Annotated in this window: 24 protein-coding genes; all 24 read right to left on the bottom strand. The window is 48.6% G+C overall.

Annotated features, from left to right (window positions below; translation table 11 throughout):
* Positions 1 to 58: 58 nt before the first annotated feature.
* The gene (secY, locus tag MKZ15_RS20400) at positions 59 to 1,357 is read right to left on the bottom strand and encodes a preprotein translocase subunit SecY (RefSeq protein WP_155608387.1); all 1,299 of its coding nucleotides are present in this window, start codon (positions 1,355 to 1,357) and stop codon (positions 59 to 61) included.
* The gene (gene rplO, locus MKZ15_RS20405; RefSeq protein ID WP_059040331.1) at positions 1,357 to 1,797 is read right to left on the bottom strand and encodes a 50S ribosomal protein L15; all 441 of its coding nucleotides are present in this window, start codon (positions 1,795 to 1,797) and stop codon (positions 1,357 to 1,359) included. Before rplO ends, secY begins: the two co-directional genes overlap by 1 nt.
* A gap of 52 nt (positions 1,798 to 1,849) precedes the next feature.
* Entirely contained in the window at positions 1,850 to 2,035 is a 186-nt protein-coding gene (gene rpmD / locus MKZ15_RS20410) for a 50S ribosomal protein L30 (protein WP_155608386.1), read from the bottom strand.
* A 12-nt stretch (positions 2,036 to 2,047) separates the two neighbouring features.
* On the bottom strand, positions 2,048 to 2,545 hold the full coding sequence (rpsE, locus tag MKZ15_RS20415) for a 30S ribosomal protein S5 (protein ID WP_009226655.1): 498 nt from the start codon (positions 2,543 to 2,545) through the stop codon (positions 2,048 to 2,050).
* 28 nt (positions 2,546 to 2,573) lie between these two features.
* Positions 2,574 to 2,942: a 50S ribosomal protein L18 gene (rplR, locus tag MKZ15_RS20420; RefSeq protein ID WP_155608385.1), complete on the bottom strand. Its 369-nt coding sequence runs from the start codon at positions 2,940 to 2,942 to the stop codon at positions 2,574 to 2,576.
* An 84-nt stretch (positions 2,943 to 3,026) separates the two neighbouring features.
* Positions 3,027 to 3,569: a 50S ribosomal protein L6 gene (gene rplF, locus MKZ15_RS20425; protein ID WP_155608384.1), complete on the bottom strand. Its 543-nt coding sequence runs from the start codon at positions 3,567 to 3,569 to the stop codon at positions 3,027 to 3,029.
* A gap of 30 nt (positions 3,570 to 3,599) precedes the next feature.
* Positions 3,600 to 3,998, bottom strand: a complete 399-nt coding sequence (rpsH, locus tag MKZ15_RS20430) for a 30S ribosomal protein S8 (RefSeq protein ID WP_128630038.1) — start codon at positions 3,996 to 3,998, stop codon at positions 3,600 to 3,602.
* A 31-nt stretch (positions 3,999 to 4,029) separates the two neighbouring features.
* On the bottom strand, positions 4,030 to 4,215 hold the full coding sequence (locus MKZ15_RS20435; protein ID WP_009226651.1) for a type Z 30S ribosomal protein S14: 186 nt from the start codon (positions 4,213 to 4,215) through the stop codon (positions 4,030 to 4,032).
* A 42-nt stretch (positions 4,216 to 4,257) separates the two neighbouring features.
* Positions 4,258 to 4,800, bottom strand: a complete 543-nt coding sequence (gene rplE / locus MKZ15_RS20440; RefSeq protein WP_155608383.1) for a 50S ribosomal protein L5 — start codon at positions 4,798 to 4,800, stop codon at positions 4,258 to 4,260.
* A gap of 33 nt (positions 4,801 to 4,833) precedes the next feature.
* Positions 4,834 to 5,187, bottom strand: coding sequence for a 50S ribosomal protein L24 (gene rplX / locus MKZ15_RS20445; RefSeq protein ID WP_009226649.1), 354 nt, complete (start codon positions 5,185 to 5,187; stop codon positions 4,834 to 4,836).
* 52 nt (positions 5,188 to 5,239) lie between these two features.
* Entirely contained in the window at positions 5,240 to 5,608 is a 369-nt protein-coding gene (rplN, locus tag MKZ15_RS20450; RefSeq protein WP_009226648.1) for a 50S ribosomal protein L14, read from the bottom strand.
* A gap of 36 nt (positions 5,609 to 5,644) precedes the next feature.
* Positions 5,645 to 5,908, bottom strand: coding sequence for a 30S ribosomal protein S17 (rpsQ, locus tag MKZ15_RS20455; protein WP_036619522.1), 264 nt, complete (start codon positions 5,906 to 5,908; stop codon positions 5,645 to 5,647).
* 51 nt (positions 5,909 to 5,959) lie between these two features.
* Entirely contained in the window at positions 5,960 to 6,160 is a 201-nt protein-coding gene (rpmC, locus tag MKZ15_RS20460; RefSeq protein WP_018753986.1) for a 50S ribosomal protein L29, read from the bottom strand.
* Positions 6,150 to 6,584, bottom strand: coding sequence for a 50S ribosomal protein L16 (gene rplP, locus MKZ15_RS20465; protein ID WP_059040326.1), 435 nt, complete (start codon positions 6,582 to 6,584; stop codon positions 6,150 to 6,152). Before rplP ends, rpmC begins: the two co-directional genes overlap by 11 nt.
* Positions 6,585 to 6,586: 2 nt before the next feature.
* Entirely contained in the window at positions 6,587 to 7,255 is a 669-nt protein-coding gene (rpsC, locus tag MKZ15_RS20470) for a 30S ribosomal protein S3 (RefSeq protein WP_193418684.1), read from the bottom strand.
* Between the two features lie 13 nt (positions 7,256 to 7,268).
* The gene (rplV, locus tag MKZ15_RS20475) at positions 7,269 to 7,601 is read right to left on the bottom strand and encodes a 50S ribosomal protein L22 (protein WP_059040325.1); all 333 of its coding nucleotides are present in this window, start codon (positions 7,599 to 7,601) and stop codon (positions 7,269 to 7,271) included.
* A 38-nt stretch (positions 7,602 to 7,639) separates the two neighbouring features.
* Positions 7,640 to 7,918 carry a 30S ribosomal protein S19 gene (gene rpsS / locus MKZ15_RS20480; RefSeq protein ID WP_059048886.1) on the bottom strand — a complete coding sequence of 93 codons (279 nt, stop codon included), beginning with the start codon at positions 7,916 to 7,918 and terminating at the stop codon, positions 7,640 to 7,642.
* A gap of 73 nt (positions 7,919 to 7,991) precedes the next feature.
* Positions 7,992 to 8,822, bottom strand: a complete 831-nt coding sequence (rplB, locus tag MKZ15_RS20485; protein ID WP_193418682.1) for a 50S ribosomal protein L2 — start codon at positions 8,820 to 8,822, stop codon at positions 7,992 to 7,994.
* A 28-nt stretch (positions 8,823 to 8,850) separates the two neighbouring features.
* Positions 8,851 to 9,141: a 50S ribosomal protein L23 gene (gene rplW, locus MKZ15_RS20490; RefSeq protein ID WP_155608382.1), complete on the bottom strand. Its 291-nt coding sequence runs from the start codon at positions 9,139 to 9,141 to the stop codon at positions 8,851 to 8,853.
* The gene (gene rplD, locus MKZ15_RS20495) at positions 9,141 to 9,764 is read right to left on the bottom strand and encodes a 50S ribosomal protein L4 (RefSeq protein WP_155608381.1); all 624 of its coding nucleotides are present in this window, start codon (positions 9,762 to 9,764) and stop codon (positions 9,141 to 9,143) included. The genes rplW and rplD overlap by 1 nt, the downstream gene beginning before the upstream one ends.
* A gap of 28 nt (positions 9,765 to 9,792) precedes the next feature.
* Entirely contained in the window at positions 9,793 to 10,416 is a 624-nt protein-coding gene (gene rplC, locus MKZ15_RS20500) for a 50S ribosomal protein L3 (RefSeq protein ID WP_155608380.1), read from the bottom strand.
* A 46-nt stretch (positions 10,417 to 10,462) separates the two neighbouring features.
* Positions 10,463 to 10,771: a 30S ribosomal protein S10 gene (gene rpsJ, locus MKZ15_RS20505; RefSeq protein ID WP_009226637.1), complete on the bottom strand. Its 309-nt coding sequence runs from the start codon at positions 10,769 to 10,771 to the stop codon at positions 10,463 to 10,465.
* 260 nt (positions 10,772 to 11,031) lie between these two features.
* A complete protein-coding gene (gene tuf, locus MKZ15_RS20510) occupies positions 11,032 to 12,222 on the bottom strand; it encodes an elongation factor Tu (RefSeq protein ID WP_155608379.1) in 1,191 nt (396 codons plus the stop codon).
* Between the two features lie 83 nt (positions 12,223 to 12,305).
* Entirely contained in the window at positions 12,306 to 14,384 is a 2,079-nt protein-coding gene (gene fusA, locus MKZ15_RS20515) for an elongation factor G (protein ID WP_193418680.1), read from the bottom strand.
* Positions 14,385 to 14,425 lie beyond the last annotated feature (41 nt).

Raw genomic sequence — 14,425 nt, forward strand, 5'->3', positions numbered from 1 at the left:
AGCGCAGTTAGGTGCCAGGCAAGGGCGTTTGCACGTCCCTGTTCCTGGTACCTACCGACTATTTATTGATGAAACCTTTATAGTGACGTTTGATCAATTGGCCTTCGATGGTCTTCATCGTATCCAGCGCAACGCCGATAACGATTAGAATCGAAGTACCGCCAATCAGAACCGTACGCGGCAGTCCTGCCAAAGCCCCCAAAGCCATAGGAAGGATGGAGATAGCGGCTAGGAAAATAGCGCCGGTCATCGTCAGACGGGTCAATACCCGAGTAAGATAGGTTTCCGTCGTTTTACCCGGACGGATCCCTGGAATATATCCACCGTTTTTCTTCATGTTCTCAGCCATCTGCTGCGGGTTCATCTGTACGAACGTATAGAAGAACGTGAAGCCGACGATCATGACCACATAAAGCACCATCCCGAGCGGACGGTTGGTAGACAAGTTGTTGCTGATCCATTGCGCCCAAGTGTGCGTCGACCAGAAGCTGGCGATAACCACTGGGAATTGCAGCAAGGAAACGGCGAAAATGACCGGAATCACGCCGGCAGCATTGATTTTGAGCGGAATATGGGTATTCTGCCCGCCATACATTTTATTGCCGACTACGCGTTTAGCGTATTGTACCGGAATTTTCCGAATCGCTTGTTGGATGTAAATGACGCCGATCACGATCAATACGCAGACGAGGATAATCGCAATGGACTTCACCACGTTGATAAACGCTTGACCTTCAACAATAAACTCGGATTGAGCAATTGTCGTGATATGCGATGGGATCGTTGCGACAATCCCGGCGAAGATGATGAGCGAAATCCCGTTGCCGATCCCTCTTTCGGTAATCTGCTCACCTAACCACATCAGGAACGATGTACCTGCCGTTAACACGATTGCAATGACCAGATAGTCACCAAACGTTGCGTTTGGCACCATTTCCGTACCATACAACCGGTTAAAACCAATCGATGTGGCGAAAGCCTGAATCACGGCCAAAATGACAGTACCGTAACGAGTCACTTGAGCCATTTTTTTCTTGCCGTGTTCCCCTTGTTTGGCCCATTCCGCAAATTTCGGAATGACGTCCATCGACAAGAGTTGCACGATGATGGAAGCCGTGATATAAGGCATAATCCCGAGGGCGAAAATAGAGAAGTTCTTCAGGGCGCCGCCCGAGAAGGTGTTCAAGAACCCTAACAAGTCGCTGCCTGCCGTGTTCGTCGCCTCGAAGACGTCTTTATTAACGCCCGGAACCGGAACGAAAGAACCGATCCGGTAAATGAGGAAAATAAACAACGTAAACAAAATGCGGTTGCGAAGGTCTTGAACATGCCATATGTTCTTAATGGTTTTAAACATTAGATCACCTCGGTTTTACCGCCGGCAGCCTCGATTTTCTCTACCGCAGATTGGGAGAACTTATTCGCTTTAACTGTCAACTTGACAGTAACTTCACCGTTGCCGAGAATCTTGATGCCGCTTTTCGCGTCTTTCACGATTCCTTGTTCAAACAACAGTTCAGGAGTCACTTCCGTATCCGCCGCAAAGTTGTTCAAATCTTCGATGTTAACAATCGCATACTCTTTCCGCGTCGGATTGATGAACCCGCGTTTTGGCAAGCGACGATACAGCGGGTTTTGACCGCCTTCGAAGCCTGGACGCACACCACCGCCAGAACGAGCGTTTTGACCTTTGTGACCGCGAGTAGATGTTTTACCCATGCCGCTACCTGTACCGCGGCCGACGCGTTTGCGTTCTTGGCGGGAGCCAGGAGCTGGGGAAAGCTCATGTAACTTCATCGTTCGTTGCACCTCCTTATTTATTGTTGGCACTTAAAAACTTACGATATCCTTAGGCTTCGATTTCTTTAACCGATACCAGATGGCTCACTTGATTAACCATGCCACGAATGGCTGGGTTGTCGTTGTGAACAACGGATTGGTTGATTTTGCGAAGACCCAATGTTTTCACGGTAGTACGTTGGTTCTCCGGACGACCGATCAAACTACGCACGAGGGTAATTTGCAGTTTAGCCATGAGATTCCCTCCTTAACCGAGAAGTTCTTCGACGGTTTTACCGCGCAATTTCGCAACATCCTCAGCGCGTTTCAGACGGGACAAGCCCTCCAAAGTTGCGTTGACCATGTTGATGGAATTCGAAGAACCCAAGGATTTAGTTAAAATGTCGCCTACGCCTGCCAGCTCGAGAACCGCACGAACCGGACCGCCAGCGATAACCCCGGTACCTTCGGACGCCGGTTTCAGAAGAACGCGGCCAGCTCCGAAATGCCCGATTACTTGGTGAGGGATCGTTGTGCCTACGAGCGGAACATGCACAAGGTTTTTCTTCGCATCTTCGATGCCTTTGCGGATCGCGTCAGGCACTTCGCCTGCTTTACCGATCCCGGCGCCAACCCAACCTTTGCCGTCGCCGACAACCACGAGCGCGCTGAAGCTAAAACGGCGTCCGCCTTTAACTACTTTAGCTACGCGGTTAATGTTTACAACTCTTTCTGTCAGTTCTAAAGTGTTCGGATCTACACGCAAGTCGTTAACCTCCTTTTAGTGATTATTTTTAGAATTCCAGGCCTGCTTCGCGGGCTGCGTCAGCCAGTGCCTGAATCCGTCCATGGTACAAGTATCCTCCGCGGTCAAACACAATGTTTTTGACCCCTTTTTCTTGAGCGCGTTTAGCGATCAATTCGCCAACTTTGCGAGCGGACTCCACGTTGCCTCCGTTGCCGATCGAACTGCTCAGCTCTTTATCAACCGTCGATGCGCTAGCCAGCGTTACGCCTGCTACGTCGTCGATCAATTGTACGTAGATATGTTTGGAAGAACGGTATACGTTCAGTCTTGGACGAGCTGCCGTTCCTTGGACTTTTCTACGCACACGCAGATGTCTTTTCAGACGTGCTTTATTCTTATCACCTTTTGTAATCATGACTTCCATTTCACTCCCTTCGGTTTACCACTATCGGACATTTCATTTCAAGACGCCAGAAGGACAGGCGCGTTAAGAAGAAACTTATTTCTTCTTACCGGCTTTACCTTCCTTACGAATGATGCGTTCACCTTCATACTTGATCCCTTTGCCTTTGTATGGCTCAGGTGCGCGGACGGAACGAATTTTAGCAGCGTATTCGCCTACGCGCTCTTTATTGATCCCTTTAACGATGATCTTCGTATTCGAAGGTACTTCAAATTCGATGCCCGCTTCCGGGGTGATTTCCACCGGGTGGGAGTAGCCTACGTTCAAAACCAGTTTGTTGCCGGACAAGCTTGCGCGATAACCGACACCAACCAGCTCGAGCGTTTTGGAGAAGCCTTCCGTTACCCCGTTGACCATGTTGCTCACGACGGAGCGAGTCGTGCCATGCAGAGAACGATGCAGCTTATTATCAGAAGGACGTTCAACGGTAATCACGTTGCTGTCAACCGATACCTTGATGTCCTTATGAAGCTCACGAGTCAAAGTGCCTTTTGGCCCTTTTACCGTAATGACGCTATTATCAAGTGTGATATCCACACCACTTGGTACTGTAATTGGTTTGCGACCAATACGAGACATTTATTGCACCTCCTTGTTATAAGACGTTAATTACCAAACGTAGCAGACAACTTCGCCGCCGGCTTTGGACTGGCGAGCTTCCTTGTCAGTCATGACACCTTTGGAAGTGGAGATAATCGCGATACCCAAGCCGCCGAGGACACGAGGAACTTCGTTACTTTTCGTGTACACGCGAAGGCCTGGTTTACTGATTCTCTTAAGTCCAGAGATGACGCGTTCGTTGTTCGGGCCGTATTTCAGGAAAATACGGATGATCCCTTGTTTGTTATCATCGATATATTCAGCGTCACGGATGAAACCTTCACGCTTCAGGATTTCAGCGATTTGTTTCTTGATCGTGGACGCAGGCAGTTCAACCGTCTCGTGACGCACCGTATTGGCGTTACGAATACGAGTAAGCATATCTGCAATTGGATCTGACATAGTCATACGTGTAAACCTCCTTCCCGTTGTTGATTAATTACCAGCTTGCTTTTTTCACGCCAGGAATCTGGCCTTTATAAGCTAATTCACGGAAGCAAATTCTGCAAATCTTGTACTTTTGCAATACCGAATGTGGGCGACCACAACGTTCACAACGGGTATAAGCCCGAACTTTGAATTTAGGTGTACGTTGTTGTTTAACTTTCATCGAAGTTTTAGCCACTTAGCCTGACACCTCCTAAATAGTTTCGGAGAAAATGGACTTTTACTTAGCAAACGGCATGCCGAGTTGCGTCAAGAGCTCGCGGGATTCTTCGTCGGTTTTCGCCGTCGTTACGATGACGATATCCATACCACGCACTTTATCCACTTGATCGTATTCGATCTCTGGGAAAATCAGTTGCTCTTTCAGGCCCAGCGTATAGTTGCCGCGACCGTCGAATGCTTTCGTCGATACGCCGTGGAAGTCACGGACACGCGGAAGCGTTACATTAAACAGTTTGTCGAGGAAATGGTACATGCGGTCACCGCGAAGGGTTACTTTCACGCCGATCGGCATGTTCTCACGCAGTTTGAAACCGGCGATGGATTTCTTCGCACGGGTGATAACCGGCTTTTGACCAGCGATCAACTGCATATCGTTTACTGCGGAATCAAGCACTTTGGAGTTCGCTACAGCGTCACCAACACCCATGTTGATAACGACTTTCTCGATCTTCGGTACTTGCATTACCGTTGTATAGTTGAATTTTTGAACCAAAGCAGGTGTTACTTCGTTCAAAAAGCGTTCTTTCATTCTTGCTGCCATGAATCATGGACCTCCTTTCTTAACGTTACTGGATTAGTCGATTACTTCTCCGGATCTCTTCGCTACGCGAACCTTCTTGCCGTTGTCCAATACTTTGTAACCGATACGGGTTACTTTTCCGCTCTTCGGATCAACATGCATTACGTTCGAAACGTGAATCGGAGCTTCTTTCTCGATAATGCCGCCTTGTGGATTCAGTTGATTTGGTTTTTGATGTTTCTTAACCATGTTCACGCCTTCCACAAGAACGCGGTTTTCGCGAGGATAAGCGGCGATGACGCGGCCTTTTTTGCCTTTGTCTTTACCGGAAATCACGATGACCGTGTCGTCCTTTTTGACGTGCAGCTTATTGTTATGAGATTCAAGAATCTTCTTCAGTCTAGGCACTTGGTTTACACCTCCTGTTAAATCGGGCTCCCCGTTTGTTTATGGGGTGTTCTTAGATAACTTCCGGAGCCAAGGAAACGATCTTCATAAAGTCTTTGTCGCGAAGTTCGCGAGCGACAGGTCCGAAGATACGCGTTCCGCGTGGGCTCTTATCTTCTTTAACAACAACCGCTGCGTTCTCATCGAATGCAATGTAGGAACCGTCTTTACGACGAACCGAACGTTTCGTACGAACGACAACCGCTCTGACTACATCACCTTTTTTGACAACGCCGCCTGGTGTTGCTTGTTTGACGGAACAAACGATCAGATCTCCGATTTGTGCTGTACGACGACCCGTACCACCCAAAACGCGGATACACATCAGTTCCTTCGCGCCGGAGTTGTCAGCAACCTGCAAACGTGTAAATGGTTGAATCATGGATATTTCCTCCTTTCGGTCTAAGCTACCGTGCTATTAAATGATAACCGCTTCTTCAACGACTTCAACGAGTCTCCAGCGTTTGTCTTTGGACAACGGACGAGTTTCGGCGATTTTGACGGTATCTCCGATTTTCGCGGTGTTGTTCTCGTCATGCGCTTTAAACTTCTTCGTATATTTAATACGTTTGTGGTACAAATCATGCTTTTTGTAGGTTTCTACAGCAACAACGATCGTTTTGTCCATCTTGTCGCTGACGACTTTACCAATTTGCACTTTACGGCTGTTACGTTCGCTCATGGTTAGCCTCCTTCCTGGACTTAGGCGCTTCGCTTACGCATTTAGCGCTTCTTAACTGATAATCCCAAGTTCTCTTTCACGGATAACGGTTTTAGCACGAGCTATTTCCTTACGCACATCGCGGATCCGAGTCGGGTTATCGAGTTGGCCGGTAGCCAACTGAAAACGGAGGTTAAAGAGTTCTTCTTTAAAACCTGCGATTTTTTGTTCGATTTCAGCAGTGGTTAAGTTGCGAAGTTCATTAGCTTTCATTTGCTTCACCACCCAATTCTTCACGTTTCACAAACTTCGTTTTGATCGGCAGTTTGTGGGCGGCAAGACGCATCGCTTCGCGTGCAATTTCCTCCGATACACCGGCAAGCTCAAACATGATTTTGCCCGGTTTCACAACTGCGACCCATTTTTCTACGTTACCTTTACCGCTACCCATCCGGACTTCAAGAGGCTTTTGAGTAATCGGCTTGTCAGGGAAAATCTTAATCCATACTTTACCGCCACGTTTGATGTAACGAGTCATCGCGATACGCGCTGCTTCGATCTGACGGTTCGTGATCCAAGTCGGCTCCAAAGCTTGCAGGCCGTATTCGCCGAAGTTAAGTTCAGTGCCGCCTTTTGCTTGGCCTCTCATATTACCGCGTTGTTGTTTGCGGTGTTTTACGCGTTTAGGTACCAACATGATTAGTTGCCTCCTTCCTGAGCAGCTTGTTGTTTCTTAGCCGTAGGAAGAACCTCTCCACGATAAATCCATACTTTTACGCCGATGCGGCCATAAGTTGTATGCGCTTCTGCCGTACCGTAATCGATGTCGGCGCGGAGCGTATGAAGTGGAACAGTTCCTTCACTGTAGCCTTCCGTACGAGCAATTTCAGCACCGCCGAGACGACCGCTGACTGCCGTTTTAATCCCTTTAGCTCCTGAACGCATCGTTCTTTGAATCGCTTGTTTCAGCGCACGACGGAAAGAAACGCGACGTTCCAATTGTTGTGCGATGCTTTCAGCAACCAAGATTGCGTCAAGATCGGGGTGTTTGATTTCGGAAATGTTAATGTGAACTTTTTTACCGCCTGCGATTTTCGTAATTGCTCCGCGCAGGTTTTCTACTTCCGAACCGCCTTTACCGATAACCATACCCGGCTTGGCTGTGTGGATCGTAACGTTCACACGATTTGCCGCTCTCTCGATCTCAATCCGAGATACCGCGGAGTCTTTCAGTTTATTTTTCAGGTGCTCACGAATTTTTACGTCTTCCAGCAAGAGATCACCAAAATCTTTGCCTGCGTACCATTTGGATTCCCAATCACGGATAATCCCTACTCGTAATCCGACCGGATTTACCTTTTGGCCCACACGTTTTCCCTCCTTATTTTTCGGATACCACCAAAGTAATGTGGCTGGTGCGTTTGTTGATCCGGCTAGCACGTCCCATTGCCCGTGGACGGAAACGTTTCATCGTCGGACCTTGGTTTACGTAAGCTTGCGTAATCACCAATTTATTTACATCCATAGAATAGTTATGTTCAGCATTGGCAATCGCCGAGTTCAAAAGCTTCTCAACGATCGGGGACGCCGCCTTTGGCGTATGGCGGAGAATCGCGATCGCGTCGCCAACTTGCTTACCGCGGATCAGGTCGATAACGAGCTGAGCTTTGCGGGGAGCAATACGAATCGATCTTGCATGTGCTTTAGCTTCCATGTAGTATTACCTCCTCTCAAACGAAGAACTTATCGTTATTAACGTCTCGTTTTCTTATCGTCATCCGTATGACCTTTGTAGGTCCGGGTTGGAGCAAATTCGCCCAGTTTATGTCCGACCATATCCTCGGTCACATACACCGGTACGTGCTTGCGGCCATCATAAACACCAAACGTTTGACCAATGAATTGCGGATAGATCGTGGAGCGACGGGACCAAGTTTTGATCACGACCTTCTTGCTCGAAGCGCTCGCTTCCTCGACTTTCTTAAGCAGGTAACCGTCGATAAAAGGTCCCTTTTTCAGACTGCGACTCATTCATTTATCCTCCCTTCACAATGCGCTGCATGTTACGCTCGTTCAAGCCGCGAAGTGATCCGCGATATGCGGATTACTTCGTGCGACCACGAACAATATATTTATCAGATGCTTTGCCTTTTTTACGAGTTTTGTAACCCAGGGTCGGTTTGCCCCAAGGAGACAACGGAGATTTACGGCCGATTGGAGCGCGACCTTCACCACCACCGTGAGGGTGATCGTTCGGGTTCATGACGACACCGCGCACTTCCGGACGTTGTCCGAGCCAGCGGTTGCGTCCTGCTTTACCGATTTTCACGAGCTCATGGTCACCGTTACCCACGGAACCGATCGTTGCACGGCAAACTTTCAAGACTTTACGTACTTCGCCAGAAGACAGGCGGATCGTAACGTATTTCTCTTCTTTACCGAGCAATTGAGCTTCTGTACCAGCAGCACGAACGAGTTGTCCGCCTTTGCCTGGTTTCAGCTCGATGTTGTGGATTACAGTACCTACCGGGATGTTCTCCAGCGGCATAGCGTTACCGATTTTGATGTCGGAGCCTACGCCAGATTCGATCACGTCGCCCACTTTCAAACCTTTAGGAGCGATGATGTAGCGTTTTTCGCCATCGGCATAATGGATCAAAGCGATGTTCGAAGTCCGGTTTGGATCGTATTCGATCGTAGCAACGCGGCCTGGAATTCCATCTTTGTTCCGTTTGAAGTCGATGATGCGGTATTTACGTTTATGCCCGCCGCCGTGGTGACGAACAGTAATTTTACCTTGGTTGTTGCGGCCAGCCGTTTTGCTCAGCGGCGCAAGCAAAGATTTCTCCGGTTGATCCGTCGTAATTTCTTCGAAGGTCGACACGCTCATGGCGCGTCTTGCCGGGGATGTCGGTTTGTACTTTTTGATTGGCACGAGATTTCCCTCCTTACTTTAAACGATTTTATACCGATTCAAAGAATTGAAGCGGCTTGCTGTCCGCAGTCAATGTAACAAAAGCTTTCTTCCACTCAGGAGTGTATCCGGAGTAGCGTCCGTAACGTTTCAACTTCCCGGGAACACGCAGGGTGTTAACGTTCTTAACCTTCACACCGAAAATCGACTCAATTGCTTGTTTGACTTCGGTTTTGTTGGCACGCAGATCTACTTCGAAGACATATTTCAAGTCGTTCATGTATTCCGTAGAACGTTCCGTAATCACCGGGCGTTTGATAATATCGCGAGGATCTTTCATTACGCGAGCACCTCCTCTACCTTCTGAACTGCTTCCTTCGTAATGATCAGTTTGTCGTGCGTCAGCACGTCAAGAACATTAATGCCGTCTGCCGCTACGAATTTAACACCTGGGATATTGCGTGCGGAAAGCGCCAGATTGTCGTCATAGCTAGGCGCTACGATCAAAGCTTTGCGTTCCACTTTCAGGTTGTTCAAAATCGCCGCGAATTCTTTCGTTTTAGGAGCGTTCATCGCAAGTGTATCCAATACGATGATGTCCTGATCGATCACTTTCGACGAGAGCGCCGATTTGATCGCCAAACGACGAACTTTCTTAGGCAGTTTGTAGGAATAGCTGCGCGGAGTTGGTCCGAATACCACGCCGCCGCCTTTCCATTGAGGAGCGCGAATGGAGCCTTGACGAGCCCGCCCTGTACCTTTTTGTTTCCAAGGTTTACGACCGCCGCCACGAACTTCGGAGCGTCCTTTAACTTTATGCGTACCAAAACGCAGAGAAGCGCGCTGCATGACTACAGCTTCATGAAGGACATGCGCGTTCGGTTCAATTCCGAATACGGCGTCATTCAATTCCACTTCGCCTACTTGGCTACCGCTAATATTGAAAAGTGCTACTTTTGGCATTTGTTGTTCCTCCTTTCTTGAGGGCTAATTATTTCTTAATGGTTTGTTTGATTTTAACGAAGCTGTTTTTAGGACCTGGAATCGAGCCTTTAACAAGCAGTACGTTGCGTTCTGCATCCACGCGCACGATTTCGAGGTTTTGGATCGTTACGGTTTCGCTGCCCATATGTCCTGGAAGGTGTTTGCCTTTAGGAACACGGTTCGCTTGGATGGAACCCATCGAACCTGGTCTGCGATGGTAACGGGAACCGTGAGCCATCGGGCCGCGGCTTTGTCCCCAGCGTTTGATTACGCCTTGGAACCCTTTACCTTTCGAAATACCTGTTACGTCAACAAATTCGCCTTCAGCAAAAATATCGACTTTGACCTCTTGGCCAACCTCGTATCCTGCCAAATCAACACCGCGAATCTCGCGAACGTAGCGCTTAGGCGTTGCGCCTGCTTTCTTCGCATGCCCAACTTCCGGTTTGTTCGCTCTTGCTTCCTTCTTATCGGCATAACCGATTTGGATCGCTTCATAGCCGTCATTCTCCAGATCTTTCTTCTGCAGAACCACGTTAGAACTCGCCTCAATAACCGTTACAGGAACTACGTTCCCTTCCGGAGTAAACACTTGAGTCATTCCAAGTTTTTTCCCTAAGATACCTTTCATGTTGACACCTCTTTTCCTTTCCTGGTTACCTTACATATAGTAGGTATTACAATTTGATTTCGATATCTACACCGGACGGCAGGTCCAAGCGCATCAAGGCATCCACAGTTTGTGGAGTCGGGTTCACAATGTCGATCAGACGTTTGTGCGTCCGTTGTTCGAATTGTTCCCGGGAATCCTTGTACTTGTGTACCGCACGGAGAATAGTAATCACTTGTTTCTCAGTTGGCAGCGGAATCGGCCCGGATACGCCAGCACCCGAACGTTTTGCCGTTTCAACGATTTTCTCTGCGGATTGATCAAGAATTCTGTGGTCGTAAGCTTTCAAACGAATACGAATTTTTTGCTTTGCCATTTTAGTCCCTCCTTCTATCGCCCAATTTAGTATCGGACATACTCCGTGAAAATTTTCTGGCACCCCTCCCATGGCAAAGGGGCCGGGTGTGTCAGTAACCTCTCACATCATCGCAACGTCACAGAACAACATTCACTATTATATAGAAAAGATAGGCGAAACGCAAGCATAATATCTGAAGTTTTTGTTTTCCATAAAATAAAAGGAGCTGCTCTCCGAAACCGGAGTGCAGCTCCTTCTTTCAGGCTGATTAAGCCTTATTATTTGCTGATGTTAACAACGGCACCGGATCCAACTGTACGTCCGCCTTCACGAATGGAGAAGCGAGTTCCTTCTTCGATCGCGATTGGGGAGATCAGTTGAACGGTAACTTCGATGTTATCGCCAGGCATAACCATTTCAGTACCTTCTGGCAGGTTGATGATGCCAGTTACGTCCGTAGTACGGAAGTAGAACTGAGGACGGTAGCCGGAGAAGAACGGCTTATGGCGTCCGCCTTCTTCTTTAGTCAATACGTATACTTGAGCGCTGAACTCAGTATGCGGATTAACGGAAGCTGGTTTAGCCAATACTTGACCGCGTTCGATTTGGTTACGGTCAACACCGCGGAGCAATGCGCCGATGTTGTCGCCCGCTTGAGCGGAATCGAGCAATTTACGGAACATTTCAACGCCAGTAACGACGGATTTTTTCGTTTCTTCGTGGATACCCACGATTTCGATTTCGTCGCCGACTTTAACCGTACCGCGTTCAACACGACCCGTAGCAACTGTACCACGGCCAGTGATCGAGAATACGTCCTCGACAGGCATCAGGAACGGTTTGTCAACTGGACGTTCTGGCAACGGAATGTACTCGTCGATGATTTCGAACATTTCAACGATTTTCTTAGCCCAATCGCCTTCTGGGTTTTGCAGAGCTTCACGAGCGGAACCACGGATGATCGGAGTGTCGTCGCCTGGGAACTCATATTCGTTCAACAGGTCACGAACTTCCATCTCAACCAATTCGAGCAACTCTTCGTCTTCAACCATGTCGCATTTGTTCAGGAACACGACGATGTAAGGAACGCCTACGTTACGGGACAACAGGATGTGCTCGCGAGTTTGCGGCATTGGGCCGTCAGCTGCGGATACAACCAAGATTGCGCCGTCCATTTGAGCTGCGCCGGTGATCATGTTTTTAACATAGTCGGCGTGTCCTGGGCAGTCAACGTGTGCGTAGTGACGGTTGTTGGTTTCATACTCAACGTGTGCCGTCGAGATTGTGATACCGCGTTCGCGCTCTTCTGGAGCTTTGTCGATTTGGTCGAATGCTACAGCAGCACCGCCATATGTTTTGGACAATACAGTCGTGATGGCTGCAGTCAGAGTTGTTTTACCATGGTCGACGTGACCAATCGTACCGATATTAACGTGCGGTTTTGTACGTTCGTATTTAGCCTTTGCCATTTTAAACAGTTCCTCCTTAAAATATGGATTGTTATGTGTGACCGATCGGAAGAACGGGTCTCCCGACCAGCAAATACATTAAATTACTCTCCGCCTTTGTTCTTGGATACGATTTCTTCGGAGATACTTCTTGGAACTTCTTCATAGTGAGAAAGTTCCATCGAGAATACGCCGCGTCCTTGCGTACCGGAACGAAGAGTTGTCGAGTAACCGAACATTTCGGAGAGAGGCACTTTCGCACGGATAATTTGCGCTCCACCGCGAGAGTCCATACCTTCGATACGGCCACGGCGAGAGTTCAGCATACCCATAACGTCACCCATGTACTCCTCTGGCACCGTTACTTCGACTTTCATGATCGGCTCAAGCAGAACCGGTTGACACTTCTCTTTAGCCGCTTTCAGGGCCATAGAGCCGGCGATTTTAAACGCCATTTCACTGGAGTCGACATCATGGTAAGAACCGTCTACGATCGTGGCTTTAACGTCTACAAGCGGGAAGCCTGCGAGTACGCCATTCTTCATAGCTTCTTCAATACCTTGTTGTGCCGGAGCGATATACTCTCTAGGAACGGAACCACCGACGATTTTACTCTCGAATTGGTTACCAGTACCTGGTTCCAGCGGTTCGAATTCAACCCATACGTGACCGTATTGACCGCGGCCACCGGACTGACGAACGAATTTACCTTCGACGCGTGCAGGAGCTTTGAACGTTTCACGATAAGCAACTTGTGGTTTACCTACGTTCGTCTCAACTTTGAATTCGCGGCGCATCCGGTCGATGATGATATCAAGGTGAAGCTCACCCATACCAGCAAGGATCGTTTGTCCCGTTTCTTCATCCGTATGAGCACGAAGCGTTGGGTCTTCCTCCGTCAGTTTACCGAGAGCAACGCCCATTTTATCCTGGTCAGCTTTCGTCTTAGGTTCAACGGCGATTTCGATAACCGGATCAGGGAAGTTCATCGATTCAAGAATAACCGGTGCCTTCTCATCACACAGTGTATCACCTGTCCCCGTATCTTTCAAACCAACAGCTGCCGCGATATCACCGGAGTAAACTTCGGAGATCTCTTGACGGCTATTGGCGTGCATTTGCAGGATACGTCCGATCCGTTCGCGTTTGCCTTTCGTTGCATTCAACACATAGGAACCGGATTGCAAAATACCGGAGTATACGCGGAAGAACGTCAGCTTACCCACATAAGGGTCGGTCATGATTTTAAATGCAAGCGCCGAGAACGGCTCTTCATCGGAAGAGTGACGTTCCACTTCCGTACCGTCTTCCAAGTGACCTTGGATGCTTGGTACGTCAATTGGAGCTGGCAAGTAATCGATAACGGCATCCAGCATCAGCTGAACCCCTTTGTTACGGTAGGAAGATCCACAGATAACCGGGAAGATTTTCACTTCGACAACACCCTTACGGAGCGCTGCTTTCAGTTCTTCAACGGTGATTTCCTCACCTTCGAGGTATTTCATCGTCAAGTCTTCGTCCAGCTCAGCAACCTTCTCAACTAGTTCCGCACGAAGCTCTTCAACTTGTGCTACGAATTCAGAAGGAATTTCTGTTTCTTCGATATCCTGACCCAAATCATCTTTATACATAAACGCTTTTTGCGCAACGATATCGATAATCCCGACAAAGTCGTTTTCCGCACCGATCGGCAGTTGGATTGCAACTGCATTCGCTTGCAGACGCTCGCGCATATCTTTGACAACGTTCAGGTAATCAGCACCGATGATATCCATTTTGTTGACGTAAGCGATCCGTGGAACACCATAACGGTCAGCTTGTCTCCAAACGGTTTCAGACTGCGGTTCAACGCCTTCTTTAGCACTGAACACGCCTACAGCCCCGTCCAATACACGCAGGGAACGTTCGACTTCAACGGTGAAGTCGACGTGTCCCGGGGTATCGATGATATTTACGCGGTGACCTTTCCATTGAGCGGTCGTCGCAGCGGACGTAATCGTGATTCCGCGCTCTTGTTCTTGTTCCATCCAGTCCATTGTCGCAGCACCCTCGTGAACTTCCCCGATTTTGTGCGTACGGCCTGTGTAGAACAAGATCCGTTCCGTCGTGGTTGTCTTACCGGCGTCAATATGCGCCATAATCCCGATATTACGTGTATTTTTCAAGGAGAACTCTCTTGCCATGAATCTGTCTCCCTTCAAAATATAAATTTTGAAATACGGGC

It is taken from the genome of Paenibacillus sp. FSL R7-0216 (genome assembly GCF_037969915.1).
Lineage (GTDB): Bacteria > Bacillota > Bacilli > Paenibacillales > Paenibacillaceae > Fontibacillus > Fontibacillus rhizolycopersici.

Bases quoted from the DNA above. Each gene is read 5' to 3' on its own strand.
- secY (WP_155608387.1), bottom strand. From the start codon at position 1,357: ATGTTTAAAACCATTAAGAACATATGGCATGTTCAAGACCTTCGCAAC.
- rplO (WP_059040331.1), bottom strand. From the start codon at position 1,797: ATGAAGTTACATGAGCTTTCCCCAGCTCCTGGCTCCCGCCAAGAACGC.
- rpmD (WP_155608386.1), bottom strand. From the start codon at position 2,035: ATGGCTAAACTGCAAATTACCCTCGTGCGTAGTTTGATCGGTCGTCCG.
- rplR (WP_155608385.1), bottom strand. From the start codon at position 2,942: ATGATTACAAAAGGTGATAAGAATAAAGCACGTCTGAAAAGACATCTG.
- rplF (WP_155608384.1), bottom strand. From the start codon at position 3,569: ATGTCTCGTATTGGTCGCAAACCAATTACAGTACCAAGTGGTGTGGAT.
- rpsH (WP_128630038.1), bottom strand. From the start codon at position 3,998: ATGACTATGTCAGATCCAATTGCAGATATGCTTACTCGTATTCGTAAC.
- rplE (WP_155608383.1), bottom strand. From the start codon at position 4,800: ATGGCAGCAAGAATGAAAGAACGCTTTTTGAACGAAGTAACACCTGCT.
- rplN (WP_009226648.1), bottom strand. From the start codon at position 5,608: ATGATTCAACCATTTACACGTTTGCAGGTTGCTGACAACTCCGGCGCG.
- rpsQ (WP_036619522.1), bottom strand. From the start codon at position 5,908: ATGAGCGAACGTAACAGCCGTAAAGTGCAAATTGGTAAAGTCGTCAGC.
- rpmC (WP_018753986.1), bottom strand. From the start codon at position 6,160: ATGAAAGCTAATGAACTTCGCAACTTAACCACTGCTGAAATCGAACAA.
- rplP (WP_059040326.1), bottom strand. From the start codon at position 6,584: ATGTTGGTACCTAAACGCGTAAAACACCGCAAACAACAACGCGGTAAT.
- rplV (WP_059040325.1), bottom strand. From the start codon at position 7,601: ATGGAAGCTAAAGCACATGCAAGATCGATTCGTATTGCTCCCCGCAAA.
- rpsS (WP_059048886.1), bottom strand. From the start codon at position 7,918: ATGAGTCGCAGTCTGAAAAAGGGACCTTTTATCGACGGTTACCTGCTT.
- rplW (WP_155608382.1), bottom strand. From the start codon at position 9,141: ATGAAAGATCCTCGCGATATTATCAAACGCCCGGTGATTACGGAACGT.
- rplD (WP_155608381.1), bottom strand. From the start codon at position 9,764: ATGCCAAAAGTAGCACTTTTCAATATTAGCGGTAGCCAAGTAGGCGAA.
- rplC (WP_155608380.1), bottom strand. From the start codon at position 10,416: ATGAAAGGTATCTTAGGGAAAAAACTTGGAATGACTCAAGTGTTTACT.
- rpsJ (WP_009226637.1), bottom strand. From the start codon at position 10,771: ATGGCAAAGCAAAAAATTCGTATTCGTTTGAAAGCTTACGACCACAGA.
- tuf (WP_155608379.1), bottom strand. From the start codon at position 12,222: ATGGCAAAGGCTAAATACGAACGTACAAAACCGCACGTTAATATCGGT.
- fusA (WP_193418680.1), bottom strand. From the start codon at position 14,384: ATGGCAAGAGAGTTCTCCTTGAAAAATACACGTAATATCGGGATTATG.